Consider the following 23,743-nt stretch of genomic DNA (forward strand, 5'->3'; position numbering starts at 1 on the left):
AAAACCATGCGTTGCCCAGCCTCACGGCTTCGCTTCCGCCTCCGGTTTGTAAAACCGGCCCATGTGTTCCAAAATCTTCGCGCGCAGTTCGTCCCCGTCGATCTGGCCGTTGTGACGGAAGATCACCTCGCCTCCCGGTGCCACCACCACGGTGTGCGGGATCGGGCCGGGCCACTCGGAATCCAGCGCCTTGATCAGTTCATCCTGGCTTGCTCCATTGAAGACGTAGGCGTTGCCTTTGCGTCCCTCGGCCTTGAGGGAGGGCTTCAGCTTGTCCGGCACCACCGCGTTGTGCTTCTCCAGAAACGCCTTCACCTCATCGATCGTCTTCGGGTCATCCATGCTGATGCTGATGAACTCAAAATCCCGCAGGCCAAACTTCCGCGACGTCGCCACCAGCTCCGGAAACTCCTTCACGCACGGCCCGCACCAGGTGGCCCACACATTGAAGAGGCGCACCTTCTTCGTGTCATTCTTGCGCAACGCCGCAACGCCCTTCGCATCGATCAGCTCCACCTCCACCTCCCCCTTCTCCCACTTCTCGTTGTCAGCCACCAGTTGCTTCCGTTTGTCGATCCACTTCGTCGAGCACCCATGCGGTGGGGTCACCTCCACCGGCACCGGCTTGCCCGCCAGCAGCGCCTCGATGGCATTGCGCGCATCAGGAGACGTCACCGTGCTGTCATCCCCATAGCGTGAATCATCCAGCCTCCCCTGGTAGCGAAGCTTGCGCTCCTTGTCGAAAATCATCACGTGCGGAGTCGCCAGGCAGCCATACGCCAGCGCCGTTTTCTGCGTGTCCCCATCGTAGAGATAGGGAAACGTAAAGCCCTGCTCCTTCGCGTGCAGCTTCATCTCCGGAAAGCTGTCGTTGTACTTCGAGTAGCCCAGCTCATCCGGCCTTAGCGCCGCCGGATCATTCGGATTGATCGCCACCACCTTCAGCCCCTTCCCCTTGAAGTCCTTCTGCAGTTTTTTGATCCGCCCCTCCACCGCCTGGGATGTCGGGCAGTGATTGCTCAAAAAAGCGATCATGAGCAGATCGGCGTCCTCATAATTCCTCAGCGTGTGCTTCTCCTCATCAATGCCGACGAGATCAAAATCCGGCGCTGTATCCCCGATCTTGAGTTCGTGAAATCCCTCGGGCATGGCCGACTTCTTTGCCTTCGGTGTTTCAGCATGTGAGAGCGCCGGCAGTAGCATCGTCAGCAAAAGGGGAGCAAGCTTGTTCATAGTCTTCATCATTCAGGTTTGGCCGCCTGACATTTCCAACATACCTCAAACGAGTCGCGATTCGAATTTTTCACACCTCCTTTTTGCCCCGGCTTCACCAGCCTCTCACCTCAGTTTTTCCACACCCAGTCTCCGACGTAGTTTGCCTTGTTGGCGCGTTTCGCTTCTTTGCCCTCCGGGCGTATGCCACCATCGTCCTTCCCGTCCCACCCGATGGACCAAAGCGCAAACTTTCCGTCCCCCTCTGCCCGGTACCGCATCGGCGCATCGTCCATGATGTCCTGCGGCACCTTGGCAAGAAACTCCGGCACCACATTGCTCAGCGCCACAGGCAGCTTCCCATGCATCAGCCGGTAGCGCTCAATCGCAATCGCGGCAAGGCACTGACGTCTCAAAGCTTCACAATAGATGGCCTGTTGAATGATCATCCGGAACGAGGAAAAGCCGAGCACGCTCCACGCATGATGCGGCGAAGCCATTCCATGATTTTTCTTCAACAAATCATATATTTCATCAAAGGCGCGCATCATTCCGCGCCCGTCACGGCTCATCGCCGGCTCAATCAGATACACGGACCCCAGCCGCAATGCAGTGGCCCCGTTATGATCAAACCACCCCGACGGAATCATGTGAAGGGCCGCCGACACATGCCACGCCGGCTCCGTCTGCTCCTTGATGAACTGCATTTCCGAAAAGACTTTGAGGAAGTCATCGCGATGCCCCTTGTACCACTCGATGCTCTCCATCTGCCACACCAGTTCGCCACGCATGGCCTGGAACTGCGCACGCATGAGGTCCAGCCGCTCCAGATCCGCCTGCAGCCGTGCCAGTTGCTCTGCGGAAGCCGTATGTTGACTGAGCAAGTACCATAGGGAGTTCACATCAAAGTCGGCCGTCGCGGTGCCAGAGAGCAGGCCGATCAGCAGCGGCTCCTGACACAGCGCCTGAGTAAAGCGCATCGAGGCTTGGACGGATCGCACTGCGCTTTCGGCATCGCCGGCTGCCGCAGCCATCTGCGCCCGCAATTCAAGACCCTTGGCGGCTCGCAACGCCCCGTTCAAGTGTAGTGTCGCGAGCTTATAAGGTGCACGGACATAACCCAGTGAGGCGGAATGATCAAAGCACGCCTCGCGCCGGTCCACCGCGGCGTCACTCAGTTCCTTGAGCAGCGGATGCAGCCTGTCGATCGCCGCCAGGACTTGAGCCGCATCAGCATCCGGCGCGGTATCGATGTAGGAGGTTTCAGAAAGGTAGGCAGCGGTGCCCTGCACATCCAGAGGCACGCTCGTCGCGCTGCCGCCATTCAGATTCGGGCGCGGCGCTTTGGGATTTTTATCAATGGCCGCATACGCCCAGTCCAATGCCAGAAGCTTGCGATGAATCGGCAACTCCTCTTCTTCTCGAGGGACCGAAATGCCATCCAACTGCTCAATCGCGAGAAAGTTTGTTTCCGTCGGCAGAGGCTTTGCCTGCATCGCCGCAAATTCGAGCACCCCGCCCTTCGCCATGAAGTCTTCCCTGGCCTCCGCCAGAGCACGGGCACCCGTCCAGTTTTCCACACCGACTCCGATCACGCACAGCACCACCAAGCCTGCCACCAGCTTGGCAAAAAAGCGGAGAGACAGAAAACGCTTCATCGTCCGCAGAAATAAAATCACACCTCAAATTCATCCGCCGGATCAAACGGCGGCATCGGCACATTGATGATCTTGAGCTTCCCCACCGCCCGATGCACGCACCCCGGCCGGATCATCACCGTCGTCATCGGCTTCAGCGGCACGATCTGCCCATCCACCTCCAGATGGCCCTCCCCCTCCAGCACAATGTAGATCTCCGTCATCTTCTTGTGGTAGTGCGCCTTCGAGTCCGCATGGATGTCCGTCAGGTGCACCGTCGCCAGCGTGTTCCAGTCCTCCTTAAACGCCCTCCTCGCCTGCCCACAAGGACAAGGCGTCGGCGTGATTTCATCCAGCTGGGCAACGGCAAAACGAGGTTCAGACATAAAAACAAATGAGTAAAACCGAATGACGAAGGATTACTGGCGGCTGTGTACTTTGGCAAATGCTACAGCATCACGGGCACCGTGGAGCACATACAAAATACGCACCCCGCTATTCTCCGAGAGCGGGCGGTAATAGATGAGGTAGTTGGAATACTCAGGAACCGTGATCATACGAATGCCTTGGAGAGAGCGACGGAGCGGATGGTATTCAGTTCCCAGCAGAGGATGGCCCGACAGAAGGATAAACATGTCACGAATTGCACTCACCACCCTCCTTGCGGCATCGGGATCATCCATCGCAATGTGCTCTGCGATCTCGACCAGATCGACCTCACCCACATCGGGGTGCATATGCCGCAAAGGATCAAACATGCACCTTGTGGCCATGAACCCGTGCCATGGCCTTCTCCATGACTCTATCCACCAAATCATCGGGCACGGGTACAAACGGCCCCTTGTCCCTTTCCTCCAAAATGTCCTCCAGACGCTTCTGCTCTTCCGACGTCATGCCTTGCGGTAGAGCAGAGTCATCTTGGTCCAGGTTCACCGACAAATAGCTCACGATGAATTCCTCCGGAGTCTCCCGCACGCCTTCAGCCTTGCGGGTGAGAAGCGGCATGAGCGTTTCCGGAACGTCGATGGTGAGCTGTGGCATGAAAAAAGAATAACCTGTTTCCGCCGGGTTACACCCCCAATTTTACAACGCCCCCAGCGCCGCCGCAGCCACCTCCGCCGTCTGCTCCAGGTCATCCCGGCTGTGCGCCATGCTGATGAATCCCGTCTCAAACTGGCTCGGCGCAAAGTACACCCCATGGTCCAGGCAGTAATGAAAGAACTTCCGAAACGCCGCCAAGTCTGACGTCTTCGCATCCTGCAGGCTGAGCACTTCCTTCTCCGTAAAGAACAGGCAGAACATGCTTCCCTTGCGATACCACCGGTAGTTCAGGCCCTTCTTCTTGAGCACCTCCAGCACAGCGTCCTCCATGATCTGCCCAAGATTCTCCAGCAGCGCGTAGCCATTCTTCTTCTCCAGCTCACGCAGTTGCGCCAGGCCCGCCGCCAGCGCCACCGGATTGCCGCTCAGCGTGCCCGCCTGATACACCGGCCCGATAGGCGCCAGCTTGTCCATCACATCCGCACGCCCCCCAAACGCACCCACCGGCAGGCCACCGCCGATCACCTTGCCCAGGCAGGTCAGATCCGGCGTGATCTTCTCCAGCTCCTGCACCCCGCCACGGGCGAGACGGAAACCCGTCATCACCTCATCAAAAATCAGCAGCGCCCCATGCTTCGCCGTGATGTCCCGCAGCTTCTGCAAGAAGCCCGGCTTCGGTAAAATCAGACCCGCATTCGCCGGATACGGCTCCACGATCACACACGCGATCTCATGCCCCTGTTTCTCAAACAGCTCCTCCAGCGCCGCCTCATCGTTGAAAGGCAGCACGCTCGTCAGCTCCGCAAAACTCTTCGGCACCCCCGCACTGTCCGGGTTCCCATGCGTCAGCGCCCCGCTGCCCGCGGCCACCAGCAGGCTGTCCGAATGCCCATGATAGCACCCGTCAAACTTCACCAGCCGGTCCCTTCCGGTAAATCCACGCGCCAGACGGATCGCCGACATCGTCGCCTCCGTGCCGCTGCTCACCATCCGCACCTTCTGGATGCTCGGCACCCATTCACAAATTGTCCGCGCCATCTCCACCTCATACAGGTTCGGGATGCCAAAGCTCACCCCCTCCTTCGCCGCATTGTGGATCGCCTCAATGACTGAAATGGGCGCATGCCCCAGGATGGCCGGCCCCCAGGTGCCCACGTAGTCGATCATGCAGCGGTCATCCACATCGTAGATGCGGCAGCCTTTGGCGCGTTTCACAAAGAAGGGATCTCCGCCCACGTTGCGGAAGGCGCGCACAGGCGAGTTCACACCTCCGGGGATGTACTGTTTGGCGAGGTCGAAGAGCTTGGTGGAAAGGGGTCCGTTTGGCATGGCTGGGGGTGGAAAGGAATACGCGGGAGATTTTATGCGTCGAACAAAAGGTTGCTCATAACCGTCTGAGTCGGCTACTCTCAGCCGAATTCCCAGCCACCCTGCCATGAAAGCGATCTGTTTGGTCCTCCTCGCCCTCTGCATCACTCAGGCCGCCCCGGGGCAGTCTGCCGCCTCCTCCCCGCGCAATCGCTCCTCCCTGCCCACCGTCGAGCCCGGCACTTTTGCGCTGGAGGGCATGACCCCCAAGCCCATCATACTCAAAGTACAGCTGGAAGCCCCCGTTTACCCCACCAGCAAATTGCAGGGCGCTCTTGGTTCCTTCGCCCCCGGCACCGTCGTCACGCTGCTGGCCATGTCTGACACCGCCTACCGGGTCCGCGGCCGCGCCCGCCACGGCGATGTCGCCGGCTGGGTCCGCATGGCCGACATGCTCTCCACCGACCCCAATCTAAACACGAACCTCAAAAAACTCTATGAGCGCACCAAGCTGGTCGATGAGCTCATCCAGCACAAGCAGGTCGCGCTCGGCATGACCCGGGAGGAAGTCCAGGCCTCCATGGGCAAGCCCTCCCGCAAGTCCAGCAAAGTCACCGCCGCAGGCAAGGAGGAGCGCGTGGAATACGCCATCTACGACCAGGTCCCGCAGACCAGCACCGGCGTCAATTCCTTCGGCCAGATTGTCCAGACCGTGGTCTATGTTCGCGTCGAAGTCGGCACCCTCAGCATCAGCTTCAAGGACAATGTGGTCTCCGAAATCGAAGAGTCCAAGGGCAATCCCCTCGGCGGTGGCGGTGCCCGCACCGTCCCCCCTCCCGTCGTCGGGTTTTGAAACAGGGGATCGATTACTTTGATTGGCTGCCACGCCCCATCGGCCACGCGAACTCCTGCCCCCGCTTGACGGCAGGGCTGTCGTACCTTGCCCAACGGATGGCACCATGGCCATCCCACCACATGACTGCAGTCACCAGTAAAACCAGCGGCAGGGGCCATTGCATCCTCACAAACAGGATGGCAAAGACAACGATGCCGGGCAGTACGATGAAACCGCGCCCATTAAAAAGTTCCAGTAACCAGCTGATAGGAGGAATGCACCCGAACATGTCACTCCATGACTCCGTGGCGGTAAACGATGCCAGCAAACTTCCCAGCACCATGGCGACAAACACCGTGGCCATACGACCCGCAATCGTGTTCATCGCTTCGCGAAGCTGAGCATACGGAAAGTCTTCGAAGTGAATCATGTTAGCTTGACGTGATCTGTTTGAATTTTGATCATATTCCTCACTCGTTCGGGGGTCCACCCGTCCGCCCTCAGACTCCTCAGCGACCGCGCATCATCCCGCTTCGCCAGCCGCTTCCCGTTCTCATCCACGATCAGCCCATGGTGCCGCCACTCCGGCACTGGCAGTCCCAGCAGCGCCTGCAGCAACCGGTGCAGATGCGTCGCCTCCAGTAGATCCTCACCCCGCGTCACCAGCGTGATCCCTTGCAGCGCATCATCCACCACCACCGCAAGATGGTAGCTCGCAGGCGTGTCCTTCCGCGCCAGCACCACATCTCCAAAAACCCCCGGCTGCGCCTTGAAAACCCCGCGCCCCCGATCCTTCCAGCTCAGCTCGCCTTCCACCAGCCCCGCCGCCTTCGCCACATCCAGCCTTAGCGCATACTGCTCTCCCGCCGCCATCCGCTGCGCACGCTCCTCCGCGCTCCGGCCCCGACACGTCCCCGGGTACAGCGGCCCGTCCGGCCCCTGCGGCGCATTCCCCGCCCGTGCGATCTCCTCCTGAATCTCCCGCCTCGTGCAAAAGCACGGATACAGAACCCCCAGCCCCTCCAGCTTTGTCAAAGCCGCCCGATAATCGTCAAAGTGATCCGACTGCCTTCGCACCGGCTTCTCCCACTCCAGCCCCAGCCACGCCAGATCCTCAAAGATCGCCGCCTCATATTCCGGCCTCGCCCGCGTGCCGTCGATGTCTTCCAGCCGGATCAGAAACCTCCCGCCAGCCGCCTGCTCATGCGCAAACAGCGCCGCATACGCATGCCCCAGATGCAGCCATCCGGTCGGGCTCGGGGCAAATCGCGTCACCTCAGCCATGGTCATGCTCACGCCTTTTTCGGCTTCACCAAAATGTCGCCATTCTCGTTTTTCCCACGGATCTGGCTTCGATACACATGCATCTCCGGCCTCACCATCCCATGCGTGTAGCCACACTTCACCTTGGTGACCGCCAGCCCCGGCGATTCTGCCCACCCGCCACCCATCACATCCAGCCCAGAGCCTTGCAGATACAGCGTGTGGTCAAAAATTTCCTTCGCATGGATCTTCCCGTCGTGAATGTGCATCGTCGGAAAAAACACCGTCCCCGCCAGCGCCGTCGGAAATGAAAACGCCATCGGATGCACCTGCGCATTCCCCGGCTTCAGCTTGAACACCGCAAAGCCAAAGTCAGCGTATCCCGGCAGCTTGTCCCATGTCCCCTCGGGCAGCCGAAAGCGCTCATCCAGCCGGCTGAAATCCGCCGCCGTCGGCACAAAGCTCGCATCATAGGCCCCCACTGAGACGACCTGAAGAGACCGGCTCGGCGCAGCTGCCGGCACCGCCCCAAATGGATCCCCATAAGTAGACCTCGGAGCGGGAAACATCTCCCAAAGATCATCGAACACCGATTCATACTTCGAGAAGTCAAAAAACTTCACCTCTTTCTCCCCCGTGCCTTTTTTCACCGGCACCGGCAGCACCATCGCCAGATCCTGCGGCACCTTCGCCGACATCTGATAGATGATCACCTGATTCCCACGCTCACCCACCCGGCCAAAGATGCGCGTGTTTTTGACCTCCTCGACTTTTCCTGTGAAGCAGCACATGATGTCCCAAGCTATCGAACCGCACCACCCCCTGTCCAGCATGAATCTCGCCGACCTCGTCTCCCACCTCGACACCGAACTGCGCATCTCAGAAATCCCCGACTACTCCAACGCGCTCAACGGCCTCCAGCTCGAAAACCGCAGCGGCCAAGTCACCAAGATCGTTGCCGCAGTCGACGCCACCCTGCCCGTCATCACCAAAGCCGCCGCCGCAGGTGCAGACCTCCTCATCGTCCACCACGGCATGTTCTGGACCGGCCTCCAAACCTGGACCGGCCCCGTCTTCCAAAAGATCAAGACCGCCCTCGATGCCGGCCTCGCCGTCTATAGCTGCCACCTCCCGCTCGATTTCCACCCCACGCTCGGCAACGACGCCGTCCTCGCCCGCGCCCTCGGCTTCGAACCCTGCGGCAACTTCATGAAAACCAAGGGCACTGAAAACGGCGCGAAAATCGAAACCGAAATCAGCCGCGACGAACTCGTGCAGCGCCTCGCCACCGCCACCGGCGCCCGCGTTCATCTCTGCCCCGGCGGCCCTGCCACCTGCCGCAAGATCGGCATCATGACCGGCGGCGCAGGCTCCGAAGTCGCCACCGTCGCCAAGGCCGGCATCGACACCTTCATCACCGGCGAAGGCCCCCACTGGAGCTACACCCTCGCAGAAGAAATCGGCGTCAACCTCATCTATGGCGGCCACTACGCCACCGAGACCTTCGGCGTGAAGGCCCTCTCCGCCTACATCGAATCCAAGTTCGGCATCCCCTGGGAATTTGTGGACCACCCCACCGGTTTGTGAGATCATCCCGCCATGAATGTTGCGGCTGCCCACCCACCTCTGCACGCCCATCCTGAACCCACCCGCTGGACGGCACTTCTTTTTCTCGCCAAGGCCAAAGTCCACCAACTCCGCCGTGGCATCAAAAACCAGCGCGAAGGCATTCACCCCCACGCAAAGACGGACGCTCTGGCCGCTCTGCCCATCGTCGCCCAGTGGCAGTCCGATCTACGACGCGACCAGCACACCTCTCCTCGCGAAAAGGAGCTGCAGGACGGCAAGGTGCAAAACCTCCGCGTGGCCGCAGCCGCGCTCAACGGCGTCGAAATACCCGCCGGTAAAATCTGGAGCTTCTGGGCGCACCTCGGACGCATCACCCGCCGCAAAGGCTACGCCGAAGGCCGCGAGCTTCGCGAAGGTTGCCTCATCCCCCAAATAGGTGGCGGCCTCTGCCAGCTCTCCGGTGCCATTTACAATGCCGCTCTCGAGGCAGGCCTCGATATCGTCGAACGCCACGCCCATACCAATTCCTCCGTCGGCTCCCTCGCCCGCATCGGTCGGGATGCCACCGTGTTCTGGAACTATGTCGATCTCCGCATGCGTGCCCGTCTCCCCTGGCGCATGGAAGTCGTGGTCACAGACACTCAGCTGCAGGTACGCATCCGCTGCTCGGAGAAACTGCCCCGGGGTCCCATTGCACCCGCCGAGCCTTCACCAGCCACCCCTTTGAACTCCTGCGCCACCTGCGGCGTAGGCTCCTGCTTCCGCAGCGAGTGATTCCTCTGCATGCCTTACCTCGGCACCTCCTTCTTCCAGCGCGATGTCCTCACCGTCGCGCGCGAACTCATCGGCGTCGAACTCGTCTGGAAAGGCAGCGCCGGCGTCATCGTCGAGACCGAAGCCTACACCGTGGAGGGAGATCCGGCCTGCCACACCGCCACCCGCCCCAGCGCGCGCGAGTTCGTCAAAACCCACCCCGCGGGCACCGCCTACGTCTATTTCAACTACGGCATGTACTGGCTCTTCAATCTCCTCGTCAAAGGCGGCTCCCAGGACGGCCTCATCCTCATCCGCGCCCTCGAGCCCACCCGTGGCATCCCGCAAATGCAGCAGCGCCGCCATCGCGAAAAACTCCACGAACTCTGCTCCGGCCCCGGCAAGCTCGCGCTCGCCCTCGGCATTGATGGTACCCATCACGGCCTCCCCATGACCGGCAAAGGCCGCCCCGCCGGCTGCGGCCTCATCCAGCACTCTTCATCAGATCACGAAATCGCCACCGACATCCGCGTCGGCATCAGCCAGGCCATTGACTACCCCTGGCGCTTCCTCTCCCGCCACAGCCCCCACCTCAGCGTCAAACACGGCAAGGTAAAGCTCCCCAAAAGTGGCCATCTCGCTCCGTCGAGATGAGCTCACCGCTTCCGCCACGCTCCACCAGCCCTCACATCTCTCTGCCCCTCCCCCTCAAAACTCCACCCCCACCTCAACCCGCGCCTTGCATTCATTCACAGACGCGGTACTCTCCGTCCTCGCAAATGATCCGGAGAGGTGGCTGAGTGGTTGAAGGCACCTGACTCGAAATCAGACGTAGTGTAACAACTACCGTGGGTTCGAATCCCACCCTCTCCGCCGCCCCGTTTTCGAGCACCTTAGATGCTTGGACGGCCTTGGGGATCAAGGGGTAAGGTAGTGACATGGAACCCCGAACTGTCACACTTGCCCCCTTCCAAGACATGCCCCGCCAACAGGGTTTGCTGCTTCGCAAACAGCGCTACTATACCAACTTCAAAGTGCCTCTCGAACTCCAAGCCGCCCTTGGAAAGAAGATGCTCCGCAAGGCTTTGAGAACATCCGACTACCGGGAAGCCTGCCGCAAAGTCATTGCCGAACATGAGCGAGCCGCCCAAATCTTTGACCTCACAAGGAACAAACTTCGGGCTTCAAAGGCTCCCCCGGCCAAGGAGGAAAAGCAGCTTTTGACGGTCATTCCTGAAAAGGAAGCCTATCAAATGGCCGTCCGCTACCTCGCCAGCTTTGAACACAAGTTCGAGGAATGGATGCAGGAGGAGGGCCGCTTTCTCTCGGAGCACGAACGCGAGCAAATGCGCTCTAATGTTCAAGATGATGAATACGACTTGGCACGCGGCGAGGTCTTCCAAGGCAAGCCGCTGGACGGCACCCGCGAATTGCAGCGGTTCCTCAAGGCGGAAAACATTGAATGCGCAGTGACAAGCCCCGCTTTCAAGACGCTCCGCCCGGTTTTCTTGCGGGCGCTTTTGGAGTATTACCGCCGCGCTCAAGACATGCTCAAGGGCGAAATCGTGAAGGAACATGATCCCCTTTTCAAAGGCGTTCATCCCTACGCAGAAGCGGCAGCGGAGAAGCCCAAAGGGAAGACTGTGAACGATCTTTTGGAACTGCGGAAGCGGATCATCAAAGACGAAAATCTCAGCCTCAAAAGTGAGGATGCTTCCAAGCTGGCTTGCCGTCTCATCCGCGAATTTTTTGGAGGGCAACGGCAGCTTGCCACGATTCAGCCAGAAGACATTTGGCAACTTTTCGATTTGTTGCGTCGCGTTCCACCAAACGCCACGAAGCGTTACAAGGGAATGACTTTGGCGCAGGCCGTGGAGGCAGCGGACAAAGCGGAAGACCGTAGGCGCTTGAGTCCCAAAACTCTCCGCAATAACCATATTCAAATCATGGCCCTGTTCAATCTGGCGGTGGACTTCAAAATGATCCCTGAGAACCCGGCCAAAAACAGAAGGCTTGGCAAAACTTTTGAAAGTGGCGCTGTTTCGGCCCCCCGCCCACAGTTCACGATTGAGGAACTGAACCGCCTTTTCCGCTCGTCGCTTCACATGGAATGCGCCCAAGGCAAGGAACGCGGCGGGCGCTTTTGGGTTCCATTGCTGTCTCTGTTTCACGGCTTCCGCTGCAACGAAGCCTGCCAGCTTTACACGGAAGACGTGAAGACCGTTGAAGGCATCACCTTCATAGCCATTCGCGAGGAACGGGAAGACGGCAGCAAATGCGAAAAGAAGCTCAAAACAAAACAGAGCAAGCGCGAGGTTCCATTGCATCCTGAATTGGTGCGGCTTGGCTTCATGGATTTCGTTCAAGAACGCAGGCGTGACAGTGCATCCCCTCGCTTGTTCCCGGAACTCACGCCGGGTCACAAGGGCTATTTCTCCGATGCCTTTTCCAAATGGTTCGCCCGCTTCGTGGAATTGACCGTGGGCAGCGGGTGCCGGGCAACCATGCACAGTTTCAGGCACCAGTTTAGGGACGCCACAAGGGCGGCACGGCTCCCCGCTGAGACGGTGGCACGCCTCGCAGGCTGGGAAGACGGTGAAGGCCCGGCAAGCCGTCAAATGAACCATTACGGCAGAGGGGCGGGCTACCTCCGCACACTCGCCGAAGACATCATCAAGATCGAATACCCCGGCCTCGATTTGTCACATCTTCACACGGCAAGGACAAAACCTCAACCAGTCCCCCGTGAGGATTGAAGCAACGCGCTTTTCACAGTTGCGCGTTTTCCGCTGACTCTGTAGTTTCGCATTGCTGGCAGAGATGCCAGCCGAGTCTTGATAACCTCGCATAAGGCGGCGGGCGTGTGCCGCGAAACACGCCGCTTCCCACCATGAAAATGGCCGGGAGGCGGCGGTTATGTCCAGAGCCTCCGGCTTAAAGGCCGTCGCGGTCGTCCTTGTGCGGCTTATCAACTCTCCGGCCACCCGTTCGGATCATCCGGGCGCGGTGGCAGAGATTGATTTTCTGCCCCTCAAACAAATGGACAATACGCAACCGCCAGCCCTCCCCGAAGCCCCAACTCAAACACGAGAAGCAGCGCCTTCAAAGCCGCCTGTCACAAAGAAGGACGAGATTCTTGGCTGCGGTTGCCTCATTATCGTTGCCTTGGGGGTGATGATGCTTTTGAAAAGCTGTTTCTTTGGGGGAGACAAAGCGGATGCAGTCGCAGAGAAGCGGACTTTTGCCATGACTGCCGAGGAATTCCGCACGGCCTTCAACAAGGAACAACAGCGATTGCAAATCGAGTCCTTCAAAGAGGAGACGATTGATGGCGAACCGTGGGTGTCATGCGTGTTCGATGATGGAAGCGACATCAAAATCAACCTTGAACCGAAGACGAAACGGATTTGCACATTGATGTGTGCTTTTACCAAGCACCCGCCAGAGAGAAGTCAGGAATCATATCTGCTCGCCAATACGGTGATTTTTGTTCTGTCCCCGGAAGCGAATACTGGCGAGGCTTGGGGACTGGTGGACCGTCTGACAAAAGAGGCTGACGGCTCTGACGATGTAAAAGGTTCGGGCGAGTCGTTGCGCAACCTTAGCGTATCAATGGTTTCCACTGGCAAATCAGATTCAGGACTTCCACTTGTCATGTTCTTGTTCACTCCTCGCCCGGAGGAGGTCAAGCAAGCGCCAGCAGTCGAAAACAACGACGGCGGCCCAAGCGATGAGATCATCAGAAGGTTTTCATATGCAGGGCCGCGTGGCAAATTTGAGCGCGGTGAAACCATGATTTCTACTGGCGGGCGGGTTCCGGCTGGCACTTTACTTTTCCCGGTTCGCAGCAACCCCGACCCTTACGGCGGGCACTATCGTTACTTCTTCTTCCGTGACGAGTTCGGAGATTGGAAGCTCATGCGGCAGGAGGGGGAGAGCAAAGTTCAGATATTCAAGCCACGGAAAAGCACGGACTGAGTGCCGCATGGCACGCCCCCTCGTTTTCAAAAGCACGGAACCTCCCTCACGGTGGCAGATTGGCGGAGTAGTCCTCACCAGCCGATTTTGAACACATGTGCGAGCCTACTATAGAACAAAGTCACACGAGCAAAAACCATCGAATATGCCATTTTTGAAGCAGTCCCCCTGCTCAAGCCTTGAATTCATCGCCCTTTTCCCTCGCTACGCAGTTCCTTCCCGAAGATGCCGGAGAGGATAAAATTGATTTGGACTTAGGGACGTGGCGTGTGCTTGGCCTGACGCCCGGTGATGAGATGGTGGATGAATTCAAGAGCTACCTGGGTTCCCCACCCGAAGACGATTCAGAGGAGGCGGAAAAAGGCTACCTGAATGATTTCGCATGGGAGTCCGACATCGTTCCGGGTGGCAAGCCGCTGTATGGAGCCTTCTTTCGCCGGATCATTTCTGACAAGAATTCCAACAAGCTAGTGATTCGGAAACAAGCCCTCGTTCACCCGAAGGATTCACGCCGCCAAGAGCCTCCTTTGTGTGGCGGTCACTGCCTTTTCTACGAGGACAAATACCGCCTGCCTATCACGGGAGATCATGTCCATCTTGCCAGATTGAGACTGTCCCTGAATTTGCAACGCTTCATCCGGCATCAGCCGCCACAGGACAACCCCAAAAGGCCGCACACGCCGCGTCTTCAAAGGCGGAAGGGCAAACGCTGTGTTCACGGAGATGAACAATCCTTTGATGAGCAGGACAACTGGTTGCCCTCCACTCCCGAATGGCAGAAGTATGCCAATAGAGAACACTTGCCGAAGTATCTGGAGTTGATCGGGGATCAAATGGGCAAGGAATTGTCCCGCGCCTGCGACATTATTGAAACGAGCGTGCTTCAAAATGACCCGGAAACCGATTGGAAGCACATGGGCTGGGATCGGGAAGACTCATACAGCCTTAGCGAAGTGGAAACGCTCTGGGAGTTCCCCGCAGACAATCCGATTACCACTGTTTGGGAGATCGGAACGAAACTCATGCACCTTTCCAAAGCAGAGGGAACCGCTGCCATGCACAAAATGCAGGTGAAGGAAGCCGGGCGCTTCTACAACTCTCCTTGTTTCAGCATCCCGATAGCCGAAAACGTGCGTTTGAAGCTCTACGCTAAGACCAACAAGCGCATTCGATTCGAGATTGTGCATTCCGAACTCTACAATCAGCGGGCCGCGCTTCTTAAAGAGGCCGGATTGAACCCGGAAGCAGGCGGGCGCTCTTGGGACGATGTTCCGCATCTGCTCAAAGCACTCCGGCAACGGGCGGCGAAGCACATGAACAACGTCATGGAGCATTTGCAAACCGTGCAAACGCCCGAATTGAAGCCCAAGACGCTCTTGGAACTGATTACCGCCGTCTTTGAGGCCATTCCCCCCACGATTTTCAAGCAAACACGCATGGATCGAATTCAAACCATGCTCATCTGGCTCTGCTTTCACAAAGGCTACCGTGGTGGCATCAAGAAAGGGCCGTATTCCGATGCCCTCAAGACGCTGGCGGAGCGCGGAATCATCCGATTTGACCACAAACGGAAGTTTTATGTGCTCACCGACGCCTATAAGGACGCCGCAGACGCCCTTTCCTCGATAGCAGGTGATCCTCTTTTAGCCTTGATGGGCATTGACCTATCCGAATTCGTCCTGCAACCCACCAGCCTCTCGCCTCCCGTCCGTGTCCGTGAGTGACATTCCCCGGCCTTAGCTCTGCCGCCAAGGCTCGCACATGTGTTCAACTTGGCCGTCTCCGCTTCTGAAAGTGTGTTCAAACAATCGTTGCCCGCTTTTTGCCCCGAAATCGCCCGGTTTTCCGTGGGAAGGGCTAATCTGAATGTGTGTTCTCGAAATCACTATTTTATTAAGGCCTACAGCGCGAGGCTGTTGCTTCTGGCAAGAATCGCGCTCTAGGACTTGCGCTCCCACACACGCACATAGTCCACTTCCATTGATGTGGGAAAACCCTTCTCCGTTGCTGCCAGTGGTTGGGGTTTCATCTCTTGCCCCACCCAACCGATGTGCGGATACCTTAGTCCAAGGGAGAGAGTGAGGTTCATCGGCAGGTGCCAGTATTGGTTGGGCTTCCGGGCAACTTCCTTGCCATCGATATACCAGATGATGTTTTCAGGGGTGACATCGCAGCCATAGACGTGAAAATCCTCACGCGGGTCCCAAGGAGCCGTCCAAGCATTCTTACAGAGCGCAGGGTCCGTTCCCGGCCTGACCCAGCGGACCTTCCCGTCTTTGTCTGCAAGTCGCAGATGAAGATTCATGTCGATCTGATTCACGGAGTCGCGCACCTTGGTTTCGCGATTGAGTTCGTTCATTTGCAGTTCGACGAAATCGATCTCGCAATAGCGCACCTCGCCTGTTGAGGTCTTGCCATCGCTGTAAATCCAGAACGCGGGACAGGCCCCAGGGAAGAGGCTACAACCTTTGATTCGCGCCTCGTAATAGCCGTAGGTGCGTTTCAGCTTCGAGCGGAAGATGCCCGACTTGTAAGACAGCGATAGACCGTTCTTCCGTGTATGCGGTTCATAGGTCATGCTCAGCACTAGCTTGCCGTCCTTCTGAACCGCGTTCTTCTCATCCCATGTCCAGGGTCCCCAACTCGCAATATTTGTTGTCCACTTCTTAGGATCGACTGCCGCGCCATCGAATTCATCTGAGAACGCGGGCTTCTGCTCCCACAAACCGGTTTGGCCCAATGGTTTCACAAGATTGGGTTGAGATGGGTCTGCATGAGCGTTCGCGAACAGCAGGAGTGTTGTGAGTGCGCAGAGAATAGTTTTCATAGATGAAAAGAATGGACACCATTCAATTAAAGCCATCAACCGCTTCGCACATGGCATTTCGTCTTCGACACATTCAAAAATAACACTTTCCTTTTGTGTTCACACATATACGAGCATATATGTGTGAACATGGATGGCAAATTTGTAGCTTATTACCGCGTTTCGACAGCGAAACAGGGCCAGAGCGGCCTTGGACTAGAAGCCCAAAAGGCAGCCGTTGAAAGCTACCTGAACGGCGGCAAGTGGAACCTCGTTGGCGAGTTCGTGGAAGTGGAGAGCGGCAAGCGCAAGAACCGCCCGCAGCTAAACGCCGCCCTCGCTCTATGCAAGAAGCAGAAAGCAACGCTCATCATTGCCAAGCTGGACAGACTGGCCCGCAATCTCCACTTCATTTCCGGCCTGATGGAGTCCCGGATTGAGTTCTTGGCAGTGGACAACCCGACCGCTAACCGCCTCACGGTGCAAATTCTCGCCGCCGTCGCAGAAGAGGAAGCACGTGCCATCTCCTCCCGCACCAAAGCCGCTCTCGCCAGTGCCAAGGCAAGAGGCGTGGTCTTGGGCAAACACGGTGCGAAGCTGGGCAAGGCCAATCACGAGCAAGCTGTGAAGACAGCACACAACTTGGAGGCCACGATTGAAGCCCTCAAATCCGAAGGCATCACCGCCGTTCGTGAAGTTGCCACTGCGTTGAATGCTCGTGGCATTGCCACCCCGCAAGGCAAGCAATGGCACAGCACATCAGTTCACCGCCTTTTGAAGCGTCTCGACAATGCCACCTAAAAAGCCTTCCTTTCGCACATGTGTTCAAGCCCCCTTGTTGCAACCGGTGCTCACTTGCCGGGAAGCCTGATCTGCCACTAGTCAGAGCGTCCTTTTTTGCGGCGCATACATGCTTTGAATCGAGGGGGGCACCGTGCTATCCTCTCCGTGCCTTGGTTTGGCTTTGCGTATGGTAGTTCCGGGCATTGAACATCGCCTGATGCCCCACCATGCCCAAGCCCGTTTACATTCCCAAGAATCCTGCCAAAAAGCCCGGCAGACCCACGCTTTTGAACCCCACTAGGCAAGCCGCGCTTCTGGAGGCGATTGAACAGGGAATGCCGCTCAAGCAAGCTGCCGCAGTCGCGGGCATGTCATACGACACGCTCAATCATTGGCAAAAGCGGGGAGAGAATGAAAGTGCCCCGCCTGAATATTGCCAGTTTTACCAGCAACTTCGGCAATCTCAAGCCGTCGCCATGCAGGTGCATGTTTCATCCATCTGTGACGCGGCAAAGCGCGACTGGCGGGCCGCAGCATGGATGCTGGAACGACGGTTCCCGGAAGACTTCGCCAGACAGCAACACCATGAACATGCCGTGTCAGATGCGAAGCCTTGGATGCCTGACCCCGACGTAACGCCTGAGGTTTTGATTCGGATGAAGAGACAGCGGGGGATTGCCGAACTGCTCAAGAAGCTGGGCAGCATCATTCTGGAAAAGAAGCGCCAGCGGGAAGAAGATGCCAAGGCCGAAAGAGAAGCCGTTACGCTGCAAACGCCGCTCGTTTTGAACACAAAGCAGACGAAGCCCAAGCGTGCTCCCTTGCGCGAGTGAGTGAGCAAGTCACAAAACGGTTGCAGTGTCACACCGAAGCGGCACACTGATTCACGATGTCACGGGCCTAAGCCCTTGATTTCCAAGGAAAAGACGGCGTTTGGGTATTCTCCCACCCTCTCCGCCATTTTCCGCCGCCTTAGCGGCAAAAAATGCCCTCCATAGCTCGAAGAGCGAAGGACGGGCCACCGCTCCCTCTCTGGCCACAAACGACACGCGGTCACCACTGGCGCGCCTCTCGCGTTTGATCTCACCGCCCCCCCTGCGCCGCGGCCTTGGAAAATAGGAGCGCTTACTATCGCGACATCAGTTCTGTTAAATATCGGAAGAACAATAACAAATTGCAGCGTCCATATCACACCCTACGCTTACCTCATCTCGATCCCTACATCCGCAATGTCCCGGCCCTGCGAAAACACGAAGTATGAACTTCATGGCCACACTTCTGGACGAGCAGCTGAAACAACAGCAGGAAGGCATCGTCGAGGCGATCACCCAGCCTCTATGGCAAAAAGCCGCCGCCTTTGCAGCCCATGTCCATGCTTCTGAAGTCCCGAGAGGTGAAACGCCCCCTTCTCTCGCCAAGGCTACACGCGTGGCTCTCACCATCGCCTCCCGCTATCACTGCCCCGAGGCTCCAGTCCTGGCCACGGCGCTTCTCCAAAATGTGATGGACAAATCCGAGGTCTCTTTTGAGGAGCTTTGCGATCAGTTTGGCCGCCAGATTGCCACCCGCGTCGAGCGACTCAGCCACGAGACGGAGGAGGATACCGAACTGCATCTCAAGCGCCTCCGTTCCTGCGACTGGCAGACACGTCTCATCATGCTGGCAGATGCCGCGGACACCCTCGATCACGACAGCGAGGATGAAGCCCTGGAGAGCCGGATCAACCACTCGACCCAGGTTCTCGAGCTCGCCTTTGGTGAAGAAGAGCCGGTGCAACGCGCCCAGCGCCACCTCACCGAACTTCTCCAAAACATCCGCCTGAACTCCGCCGGCTGAGCCACGGCTCCGCCTTCCTCATTGCGCAGCTCCCGCTGGCAGTCGGTCATTCAGCCACAGATACGTCTTGTCCAGCATCTCTCTCCGCACCAGGCGGTCATTTACCATGTCGTGGTTCGCCTCACGGTCTGGGTGCCACCAGAGTTCTTTGTCCGGAGACTGAAACATATCGCAGAGGCTTCTCGGGCTGCGTCCGCACATGTAGAGCGTGGCATCGCTTCCGCCGTACTCGAGCAGCACGGGAACCGTCACTTGGCCTGGCAGGTCCCGCGCATGCTTCCCGGCATCCAGGCATGCCAGGACGTAGCGCATGGACATCCCTTTGCGCATCCTGTCGCTGGATCTCTCCCACGCAGCTTCGTCCTCAACATTGGACACCAGATTCCGGCCGATGAGCTTAAACACCGCTGGTCCTGTGACACGGCAGCAGTTCAAAGTCGCCACCTTGGCCAGCGTCACCGCCGGGCGTGCAAACCATGGAGGATAAGCCAGCACAAAAGCCGGCGCGTACAGCACCAGCGCGTCAGGCCCGCGCCCCTCGGCGGAAGCGGCCGCGTGCAGCGCCACGATCCCACCCAGGCTGTGCCCCATGTAGGCCACCCGCAGGCTCCGTTTCCCGCGGACCAGCGCGGCAAATTCATTCACATCCTCCACCCATCGTTGCCATCGGTGGTAGTCTCCCCGCTCCGGACAGTTCACATCCCGTCCCTGGCCGCGCAGGTCGCTCGCATACACCTCATATCCCCGTGCCGAAAGGTGCCTGCCCAGCTGTCCCCAGTCGTCAGATCCCTCATCCATTCCGGGAACCGCGATCACAATGCCCTTCCGTTTCACATTTCTCGGCGGCAGCCAGCGGCAGCAGGGCACCTCCACCCCGTCAGACGCCCGCCAATAATTGAGCGGCTCATCACTCAGCGGCGGCCCTTCGCACATCTCTTTCTGAAATCTCCCTCCCCCATTCAGGCAGGACGCGGCCAGCAGAGGCAGCAGCGTCGTCCCCGCCCGCCTGAGCCAGCCTGCAAAAGTGAATGAGCCATTCATGCCCCCAAATCGGCCCTGCCTCGGGCCTAGGACGCATCCGTTCAGCACGTCCCACACCTAAACATCCATTCAAAATGCAGCTCCCACACCGAGCCTAGGGGAGCACTTTTTCAGCCCAAAAAGGACGGATTAAACAGAGGCCGTCTCACCGGCTTTTGTTGCCAAACGACTCCGGCGGATCCGCAAAAAACTCGCCCACATCGCCATCAGGCATGCCGTGGTTGCGAATGCCTTCCAGCCTCCGGCGGCTGCCTCGCTCGCTGCCTGGGCGATTGGCTGTACGCTGGACGATTTCAGTGATCACGGGAGCTGCGATCGCAGCGCTCGCAGCCAGCAAAGTCAGCGCGATCATGTTGGACGAGCCGCGGCGCATACCCCGGCCAAACAAGATGCCCAGTGCGCATCCCGCGGCGGCAGGGGCGATCAGTGAAGCATAGGTTTCGTAGCCGGGGGCGGAGGTGTTCTCTTGCATGCTTTACCATAACCTCTCCGCGAGAATCACCAAAGAGGAATTTGCCCGCATAAGGCTTTCCGGCTAAGGGATGGCTGACTATTCAAAATCTCTGCACATGTCCCAAGCCGCATCCAAAAAACGTTACGCCCTTATTTTAGCCGGAGGCAGCGGCCAGCGCTTCTGGCCCATCAGCCGCGATGCCCTGCCCAAACAGCTCCTCAAGCTCTTCGGAGAAAAAACCCTGCTTGAGCTCACCATCGAGCGCCTGGACGGCTTTGTGCCCAAGGAAAACATCCTCATTTTGACCAACAAGCAGCAGGAGGCCTCCGTACGTGCGCTGGTCAAAGACCTTCCCCCGGAAAACATCGTCGCCGAACCCGAGAAGCGCGACACCGCACCAGCCATCGCTCTTGCCGTCGGCTGGGTCGTTTCACGTGACCCCACCGCCACCATGATCGTGCTGCCGGCGGACCATCTCATCAAAGACCACGCCCAGTTCCAGCGCGTGCTTTCCAATGCCGCCCTCGCCGCCGAAAACAGCGGCAGCCTCGTCACCGTCGGCATCACCCCCACCTGGCCCTGCCCCAGCTACGGCTACGTCGAGCGCGGCCGCCGCGCCAGCATCGGCGGTCTCGATGACCTCCCCGTCTGGGAGGTTGCCCGCTTCCGTGAAAAGCCCAATCCCGATCTCGCCGAGCACTTCATCAGCCAGGGCACCTTCCTCTGGAACGCCGGCATGTTCATCTGGACCATTCCCGCCATCTTCAGCGAGCTCAGCCGTCACTGCCCGGTACTCGCGGATTTCATCTCCGAACTCCGCGGCTCAAAGGATTTCAACGCCACCGTGGCCCGCCAGTTTGGCAAACTGCCCAAGCTCTCCATCGACTACGCCCTCATGGAGCGCGCCTCCCGCGTGCTCAATATCGAGTCCACCTTTGACTGGGACGACGTCGGCAACTGGACCAGCGTCGGCCGCTACCTCAAGTCCGATGAAGATGGGAACCAGCACAACTGCGCCCTCTCTCAGCAGGACGCCACCAACAACATCGTCTTCACTCAGACCGGCCAGCACGTCGCCCTCATCGGCGTTCAGGACCTCATCGTCGTCGCCTCCAAAGATGGTCTCCTCGTTGCCACCCGCAGCAAGGCCGAGAACATCAAAAAGATCGTCGATGGCCTCCCTCAAGAACTCCGCTAATCCGCATCCGGCTCTGGCTCTGGCTCTGGTATCCAGCATCTAGCATCTAGAAACTAGCATCCAGCCATGCCCCGCATCCTCGCCATCGATCACGGCACCGTCCGCATCGGTCTCGCCCTCAGTGACGAGACCGAGATCGTTGCCAGTCCCTTCAAAACCATCGATGCCAGCCACGAACCCGAGCGCGCCATCGCCCGTGTCGTGAAGGAAAAGCACATCGGCAAAATCGTCATCGGCATGCCCTTCCGCATGAGCGGCGAGAAAGGCAGCGCGGCCGAGCGTGTGGAAAAATTCGCCCTCAGCCTCGGCAAAGAACTGCAGCATGAAGTTCCCATCGAATTCGTCGATGAACGCCTCTCCTCCGTCGAGGCCGAGGCCTCCATGTCCCGCGCCGGCATCACCGGCAAAAAGGAGCGCAACGAGATCGTCGATCAGCTCGCGGCCGTAGTCATCCTTCAAGAATATTTGAACCAGCAGCGCGGTCCCGCCGGCTTCCTGCTCCCCGACGAGTCATACGAACTCTCATGGACCGATGAGCCGAAGCGACGTCGAAAGTAAGGCCGGTAAAAATCATGGCCCTGAGCCAGGATTTAAACGCCTTCGCTTCACCCTCGCCTACTGCGGCACCCCATGGCGCGGCTGGCAGAGCCAGGAAGGCGGCGGCGGCGTGCAGGATGAAATCAACGCCGCCATCCGCAAAGCCACCCGCATCATCACTCACGTGCAGGGCAGCGGCCGCACCGACGCCGGCGTACACGCCCTCGCCCAGACCGCCCACTGCGATGTCCCCGACACCGTCCGCATGAGCGGCGAGGCCTGGGCTCACGCCCTCAATGCCTGCCTCCCCCTCACCATCCGCATTCTGAATGTGGAGGAATGCCTGCCCGCCTTCCATGCCCGCTTTGACGCCATCGGCAAAACCTACCGCTACCGCATCTGGCGCCCCCGCATGCTCTCCCCCTTTGAGGCAGACCGCGCCTGGCACGTCTACGGCCCGCTCAATTTGGATGCCGTGCGCTGGTGCTGCGAAAAACTCGTCGGCACCCACAACTTCGTCCGCCTCTCCGCCAATCGTGGCGACATGCCCGAAACCGAGCGCCGCCAGCGCACCGAGAAAACCACCCGCACCATCCACCGCGCCGAAATGCGCGAAACCGGCGACCTCATCGAACTCGAATTCTCCGGAGACGGCTTCCTCTACAAAATGGTCCGCCTCATCGTCGGCAGCCTCATGCACGTCGCCCGCGGCCGCGAACCCAAAGAATGGTTCGCCAACCTCCTCACCGATCCCACCGCCCCTCAGAGCAACCAAACCGCACCCGCCTGCGGCCTCTACCTGGTAAAAGTCGAGTATCCACCCCAAGCACTCTGATAAGGAGTGCGGTCGCGCAGATGCACGGCGCAAGCCTGCATCGGAGCTACCGCTTTCGAAGGCCTGCCGGCTCGCGCATACCACAACATACCTGAAAGCACCCACCTATACGCCCCCTTCGAATACCTCGTCGCCAGGGCTTACGGAACAGCACCCAAATATCCATCTATCGTGGAGCGCTGCGTCCTTTCAGTCGTTTCTGTCCTTTATGTCCTTTCGAATGAGCCTTCACCTTCGCTGCTCCCCGACGCACAGCCCTTCAGCGACTCTAACGGCCCGCCCCCCTCCCAGACAAAAATCCCTTCGCCTTGTAATTTATCTTTTCCCCGCCCGCGTTCATTTCATAGGCTCACCACTCACCCTCTCTTCAGCCATCCCCTGCCAATCCCAAGCCCACACTCATGCCCTCCCTCCCACATCTCGTCCTTGCCGAATACTCCATCGCCCACGGCCTTGAGCTCTTCCTCATCTTCGGTCTCGCAGGCATCCTCATGACCATCCTGGGCTACAAGCTCTTCGACAAGCTCACCCCCGGCGATCTCCACGGCGAAATCTTCGAAAAGAAGAACATCGCCGCCGCCATCCTCGCGGGCAGCGTCATCATCGGCGTCTCGCTAATCCTGGCGGCAGCCATGAGCAGCTAGGCATTTCCCGCCT

Annotated in this window: 26 protein-coding genes and 1 tRNA gene; 15 read left to right on the forward strand and 12 right to left on the reverse strand. The window is 58.7% G+C overall.

The genetic code is table 11. The features are described from left to right. Positions 1-21 precede the first annotated feature (21 nt). The 6 genes from ACILSR_RS20320 to hemL all read right to left on the reverse strand — a co-directional run bounded on the left by ACILSR_RS20320 (position 22) and on the right by hemL (position 5,219). Positions 22-1,233 (reverse strand): redoxin family protein, encoded by a 1,212-nt coding sequence (locus ACILSR_RS20320; protein ID WP_395751628.1) that lies wholly within the window; start codon positions 1,231-1,233, stop codon positions 22-24. 110 nt (positions 1,234-1,343) lie between these two features. Beyond that, a complete protein-coding gene (locus ACILSR_RS20325) occupies positions 1,344-2,870 on the reverse strand; it encodes a hypothetical protein (RefSeq protein ID WP_395751629.1) in 1,527 nt (508 codons plus the stop codon). A 17-nt stretch (positions 2,871-2,887) separates the two neighbouring features. Further along, positions 2,888-3,235: a cupin domain-containing protein gene (locus ACILSR_RS20330; RefSeq protein ID WP_184339700.1), complete on the reverse strand. Its 348-nt coding sequence runs from the start codon at positions 3,233-3,235 to the stop codon at positions 2,888-2,890. 33 nt (positions 3,236-3,268) lie between these two features. Then, on the reverse strand, positions 3,269-3,607 hold the full coding sequence (locus ACILSR_RS20335; protein ID WP_395751630.1) for a type II toxin-antitoxin system RelE/ParE family toxin: 339 nt from the start codon (positions 3,605-3,607) through the stop codon (positions 3,269-3,271). Then, entirely contained in the window at positions 3,600-3,890 is a 291-nt protein-coding gene (locus ACILSR_RS20340) for a hypothetical protein (RefSeq protein ID WP_395751631.1), read from the reverse strand. Before ACILSR_RS20340 ends, ACILSR_RS20335 begins: the two co-directional genes overlap by 8 nt. A 42-nt stretch (positions 3,891-3,932) precedes the next feature. Beyond that, entirely contained in the window at positions 3,933-5,219 is a 1,287-nt protein-coding gene (gene hemL / locus ACILSR_RS20345) for a glutamate-1-semialdehyde 2,1-aminomutase (RefSeq protein WP_395751632.1), read from the reverse strand. A gap of 106 nt (positions 5,220-5,325) precedes the next feature. Here hemL and ACILSR_RS20350 point away from each other — a divergent pair, with 106 nt between their 5' ends. Beyond that, a complete protein-coding gene (locus ACILSR_RS20350; protein WP_395751633.1) occupies positions 5,326-6,051 on the forward strand; it encodes a hypothetical protein in 726 nt (241 codons plus the stop codon). A 13-nt stretch (positions 6,052-6,064) separates the two neighbouring features. Here ACILSR_RS20350 and ACILSR_RS20355 read toward each other — a convergent pair whose 3' ends face one another. The 3 genes from ACILSR_RS20355 to ACILSR_RS20365 are packed head-to-tail and all read right to left on the reverse strand — an operon-like array spanning position 6,065 to position 8,087. Next, positions 6,065-6,463, reverse strand: coding sequence for a hypothetical protein (locus tag ACILSR_RS20355; RefSeq protein ID WP_395751634.1), 399 nt, complete (start codon positions 6,461-6,463; stop codon positions 6,065-6,067). Next, positions 6,460-7,323 (reverse strand): tRNA glutamyl-Q(34) synthetase GluQRS, encoded by an 864-nt coding sequence (gluQRS, locus tag ACILSR_RS20360; RefSeq protein WP_395751725.1) that lies wholly within the window; start codon positions 7,321-7,323, stop codon positions 6,460-6,462. Before gluQRS ends, ACILSR_RS20355 begins: the two co-directional genes overlap by 4 nt. Positions 7,324-7,325: 2 nt before the next feature. Then, positions 7,326-8,087, reverse strand: coding sequence for a hypothetical protein (locus ACILSR_RS20365; protein WP_395751635.1), 762 nt, complete (start codon positions 8,085-8,087; stop codon positions 7,326-7,328). A gap of 40 nt (positions 8,088-8,127) precedes the next feature. On the opposite strand from ACILSR_RS20365, the gene ACILSR_RS20370 reads away from it, so the two are divergent. From ACILSR_RS20370 to ACILSR_RS20400, 7 genes are all read left to right on the forward strand, one after another. Continuing rightward, entirely contained in the window at positions 8,128-8,883 is a 756-nt protein-coding gene (locus ACILSR_RS20370) for a Nif3-like dinuclear metal center hexameric protein (RefSeq protein WP_395751636.1), read from the forward strand. 12 nt (positions 8,884-8,895) lie between these two features. Next, positions 8,896-9,639 carry a VanW family protein gene (locus ACILSR_RS20375; RefSeq protein WP_395751637.1) on the forward strand — a complete coding sequence of 248 codons (744 nt, stop codon included), beginning with the start codon at positions 8,896-8,898 and terminating at the stop codon, positions 9,637-9,639. 9 nt (positions 9,640-9,648) lie between these two features. Next, complete coding sequence (locus ACILSR_RS20380) at positions 9,649-10,272, forward strand: DNA-3-methyladenine glycosylase (RefSeq protein WP_395751638.1); 624 nt, start codon at positions 9,649-9,651, stop codon at positions 10,270-10,272. A 132-nt stretch (positions 10,273-10,404) separates the two neighbouring features. After that, positions 10,405-10,491: transfer RNA gene (locus tag ACILSR_RS20385), tRNA-Ser, on the forward strand. A gap of 104 nt (positions 10,492-10,595) precedes the next feature. Then, positions 10,596-12,374, forward strand: a complete 1,779-nt coding sequence (locus tag ACILSR_RS20390; RefSeq protein ID WP_395738311.1) for a DUF6538 domain-containing protein — start codon at positions 10,596-10,598, stop codon at positions 12,372-12,374. A 160-nt stretch (positions 12,375-12,534) separates the two neighbouring features. After that, positions 12,535-13,596: a hypothetical protein gene (locus tag ACILSR_RS20395; RefSeq protein WP_395738312.1), complete on the forward strand. Its 1,062-nt coding sequence runs from the start codon at positions 12,535-12,537 to the stop codon at positions 13,594-13,596. A gap of 755 nt (positions 13,597-14,351) precedes the next feature. Next, positions 14,352-15,320, forward strand: a complete 969-nt coding sequence (locus ACILSR_RS20400) for a hypothetical protein (RefSeq protein WP_395751639.1) — start codon at positions 14,352-14,354, stop codon at positions 15,318-15,320. Positions 15,321-15,535: 215 nt separating this feature from the next. Here the strand turns inward: ACILSR_RS20400 and ACILSR_RS20405 are convergent, their stop codons facing one another. After that, entirely contained in the window at positions 15,536-16,423 is an 888-nt protein-coding gene (locus tag ACILSR_RS20405; protein WP_184208837.1) for a kappa-carrageenase, read from the reverse strand. 129 nt (positions 16,424-16,552) lie between these two features. Between ACILSR_RS20405 and ACILSR_RS20410 the strand changes: the two genes are divergently transcribed. The 3 genes from ACILSR_RS20410 (at position 16,553) to ACILSR_RS20420 (ending at position 19,021) form a co-directional block, all read left to right on the forward strand. Further along, positions 16,553-17,203 carry a recombinase family protein gene (locus ACILSR_RS20410; protein ID WP_184208838.1) on the forward strand — a complete coding sequence of 217 codons (651 nt, stop codon included), beginning with the start codon at positions 16,553-16,555 and terminating at the stop codon, positions 17,201-17,203. A 209-nt stretch (positions 17,204-17,412) separates the two neighbouring features. After that, positions 17,413-18,018, forward strand: coding sequence for a hypothetical protein (locus ACILSR_RS20415; protein ID WP_184208840.1), 606 nt, complete (start codon positions 17,413-17,415; stop codon positions 18,016-18,018). A gap of 433 nt (positions 18,019-18,451) precedes the next feature. Further along, positions 18,452-19,021, forward strand: a complete 570-nt coding sequence (locus ACILSR_RS20420; RefSeq protein WP_395751640.1) for a hypothetical protein — start codon at positions 18,452-18,454, stop codon at positions 19,019-19,021. Between the two features lie 18 nt (positions 19,022-19,039). Here the strand turns inward: ACILSR_RS20420 and ACILSR_RS20425 are convergent, their stop codons facing one another. Next, a complete protein-coding gene (locus tag ACILSR_RS20425) occupies positions 19,040-20,062 on the reverse strand; it encodes an alpha/beta fold hydrolase (protein ID WP_395751641.1) in 1,023 nt (340 codons plus the stop codon). Positions 20,063-20,207: 145 nt separating this feature from the next. Continuing rightward, on the reverse strand, positions 20,208-20,534 hold the full coding sequence (locus tag ACILSR_RS20430; RefSeq protein ID WP_395751642.1) for a hypothetical protein: 327 nt from the start codon (positions 20,532-20,534) through the stop codon (positions 20,208-20,210). 97 nt (positions 20,535-20,631) lie between these two features. Between ACILSR_RS20430 and ACILSR_RS20435 the strand changes: the two genes are divergently transcribed. The 4 genes from ACILSR_RS20435 (at position 20,632) to ACILSR_RS20450 (ending at position 23,730) form a co-directional block, all read left to right on the forward strand. Further along, positions 20,632-21,714, forward strand: coding sequence for a mannose-1-phosphate guanylyltransferase (locus ACILSR_RS20435; RefSeq protein ID WP_395751643.1), 1,083 nt, complete (start codon positions 20,632-20,634; stop codon positions 21,712-21,714). A gap of 66 nt (positions 21,715-21,780) precedes the next feature. Continuing rightward, a complete protein-coding gene (gene ruvX / locus ACILSR_RS20440) occupies positions 21,781-22,272 on the forward strand; it encodes a Holliday junction resolvase RuvX (protein ID WP_395751644.1) in 492 nt (163 codons plus the stop codon). Then, complete coding sequence (gene truA, locus ACILSR_RS20445; RefSeq protein ID WP_395751645.1) at positions 22,247-23,086, forward strand: tRNA pseudouridine(38-40) synthase TruA; 840 nt, start codon at positions 22,247-22,249, stop codon at positions 23,084-23,086. The genes ruvX and truA overlap by 26 nt, the downstream gene beginning before the upstream one ends. Positions 23,087-23,487: 401 nt before the next feature. Then, a complete protein-coding gene (locus tag ACILSR_RS20450; RefSeq protein ID WP_395751646.1) occupies positions 23,488-23,730 on the forward strand; it encodes a DUF350 domain-containing protein in 243 nt (80 codons plus the stop codon). Positions 23,731-23,743 lie beyond the last annotated feature (13 nt).

The organism is Prosthecobacter sp., from assembly GCF_044222565.1.
GTDB lineage: Bacteria > Verrucomicrobiota > Verrucomicrobiia > Verrucomicrobiales > Verrucomicrobiaceae > Prosthecobacter.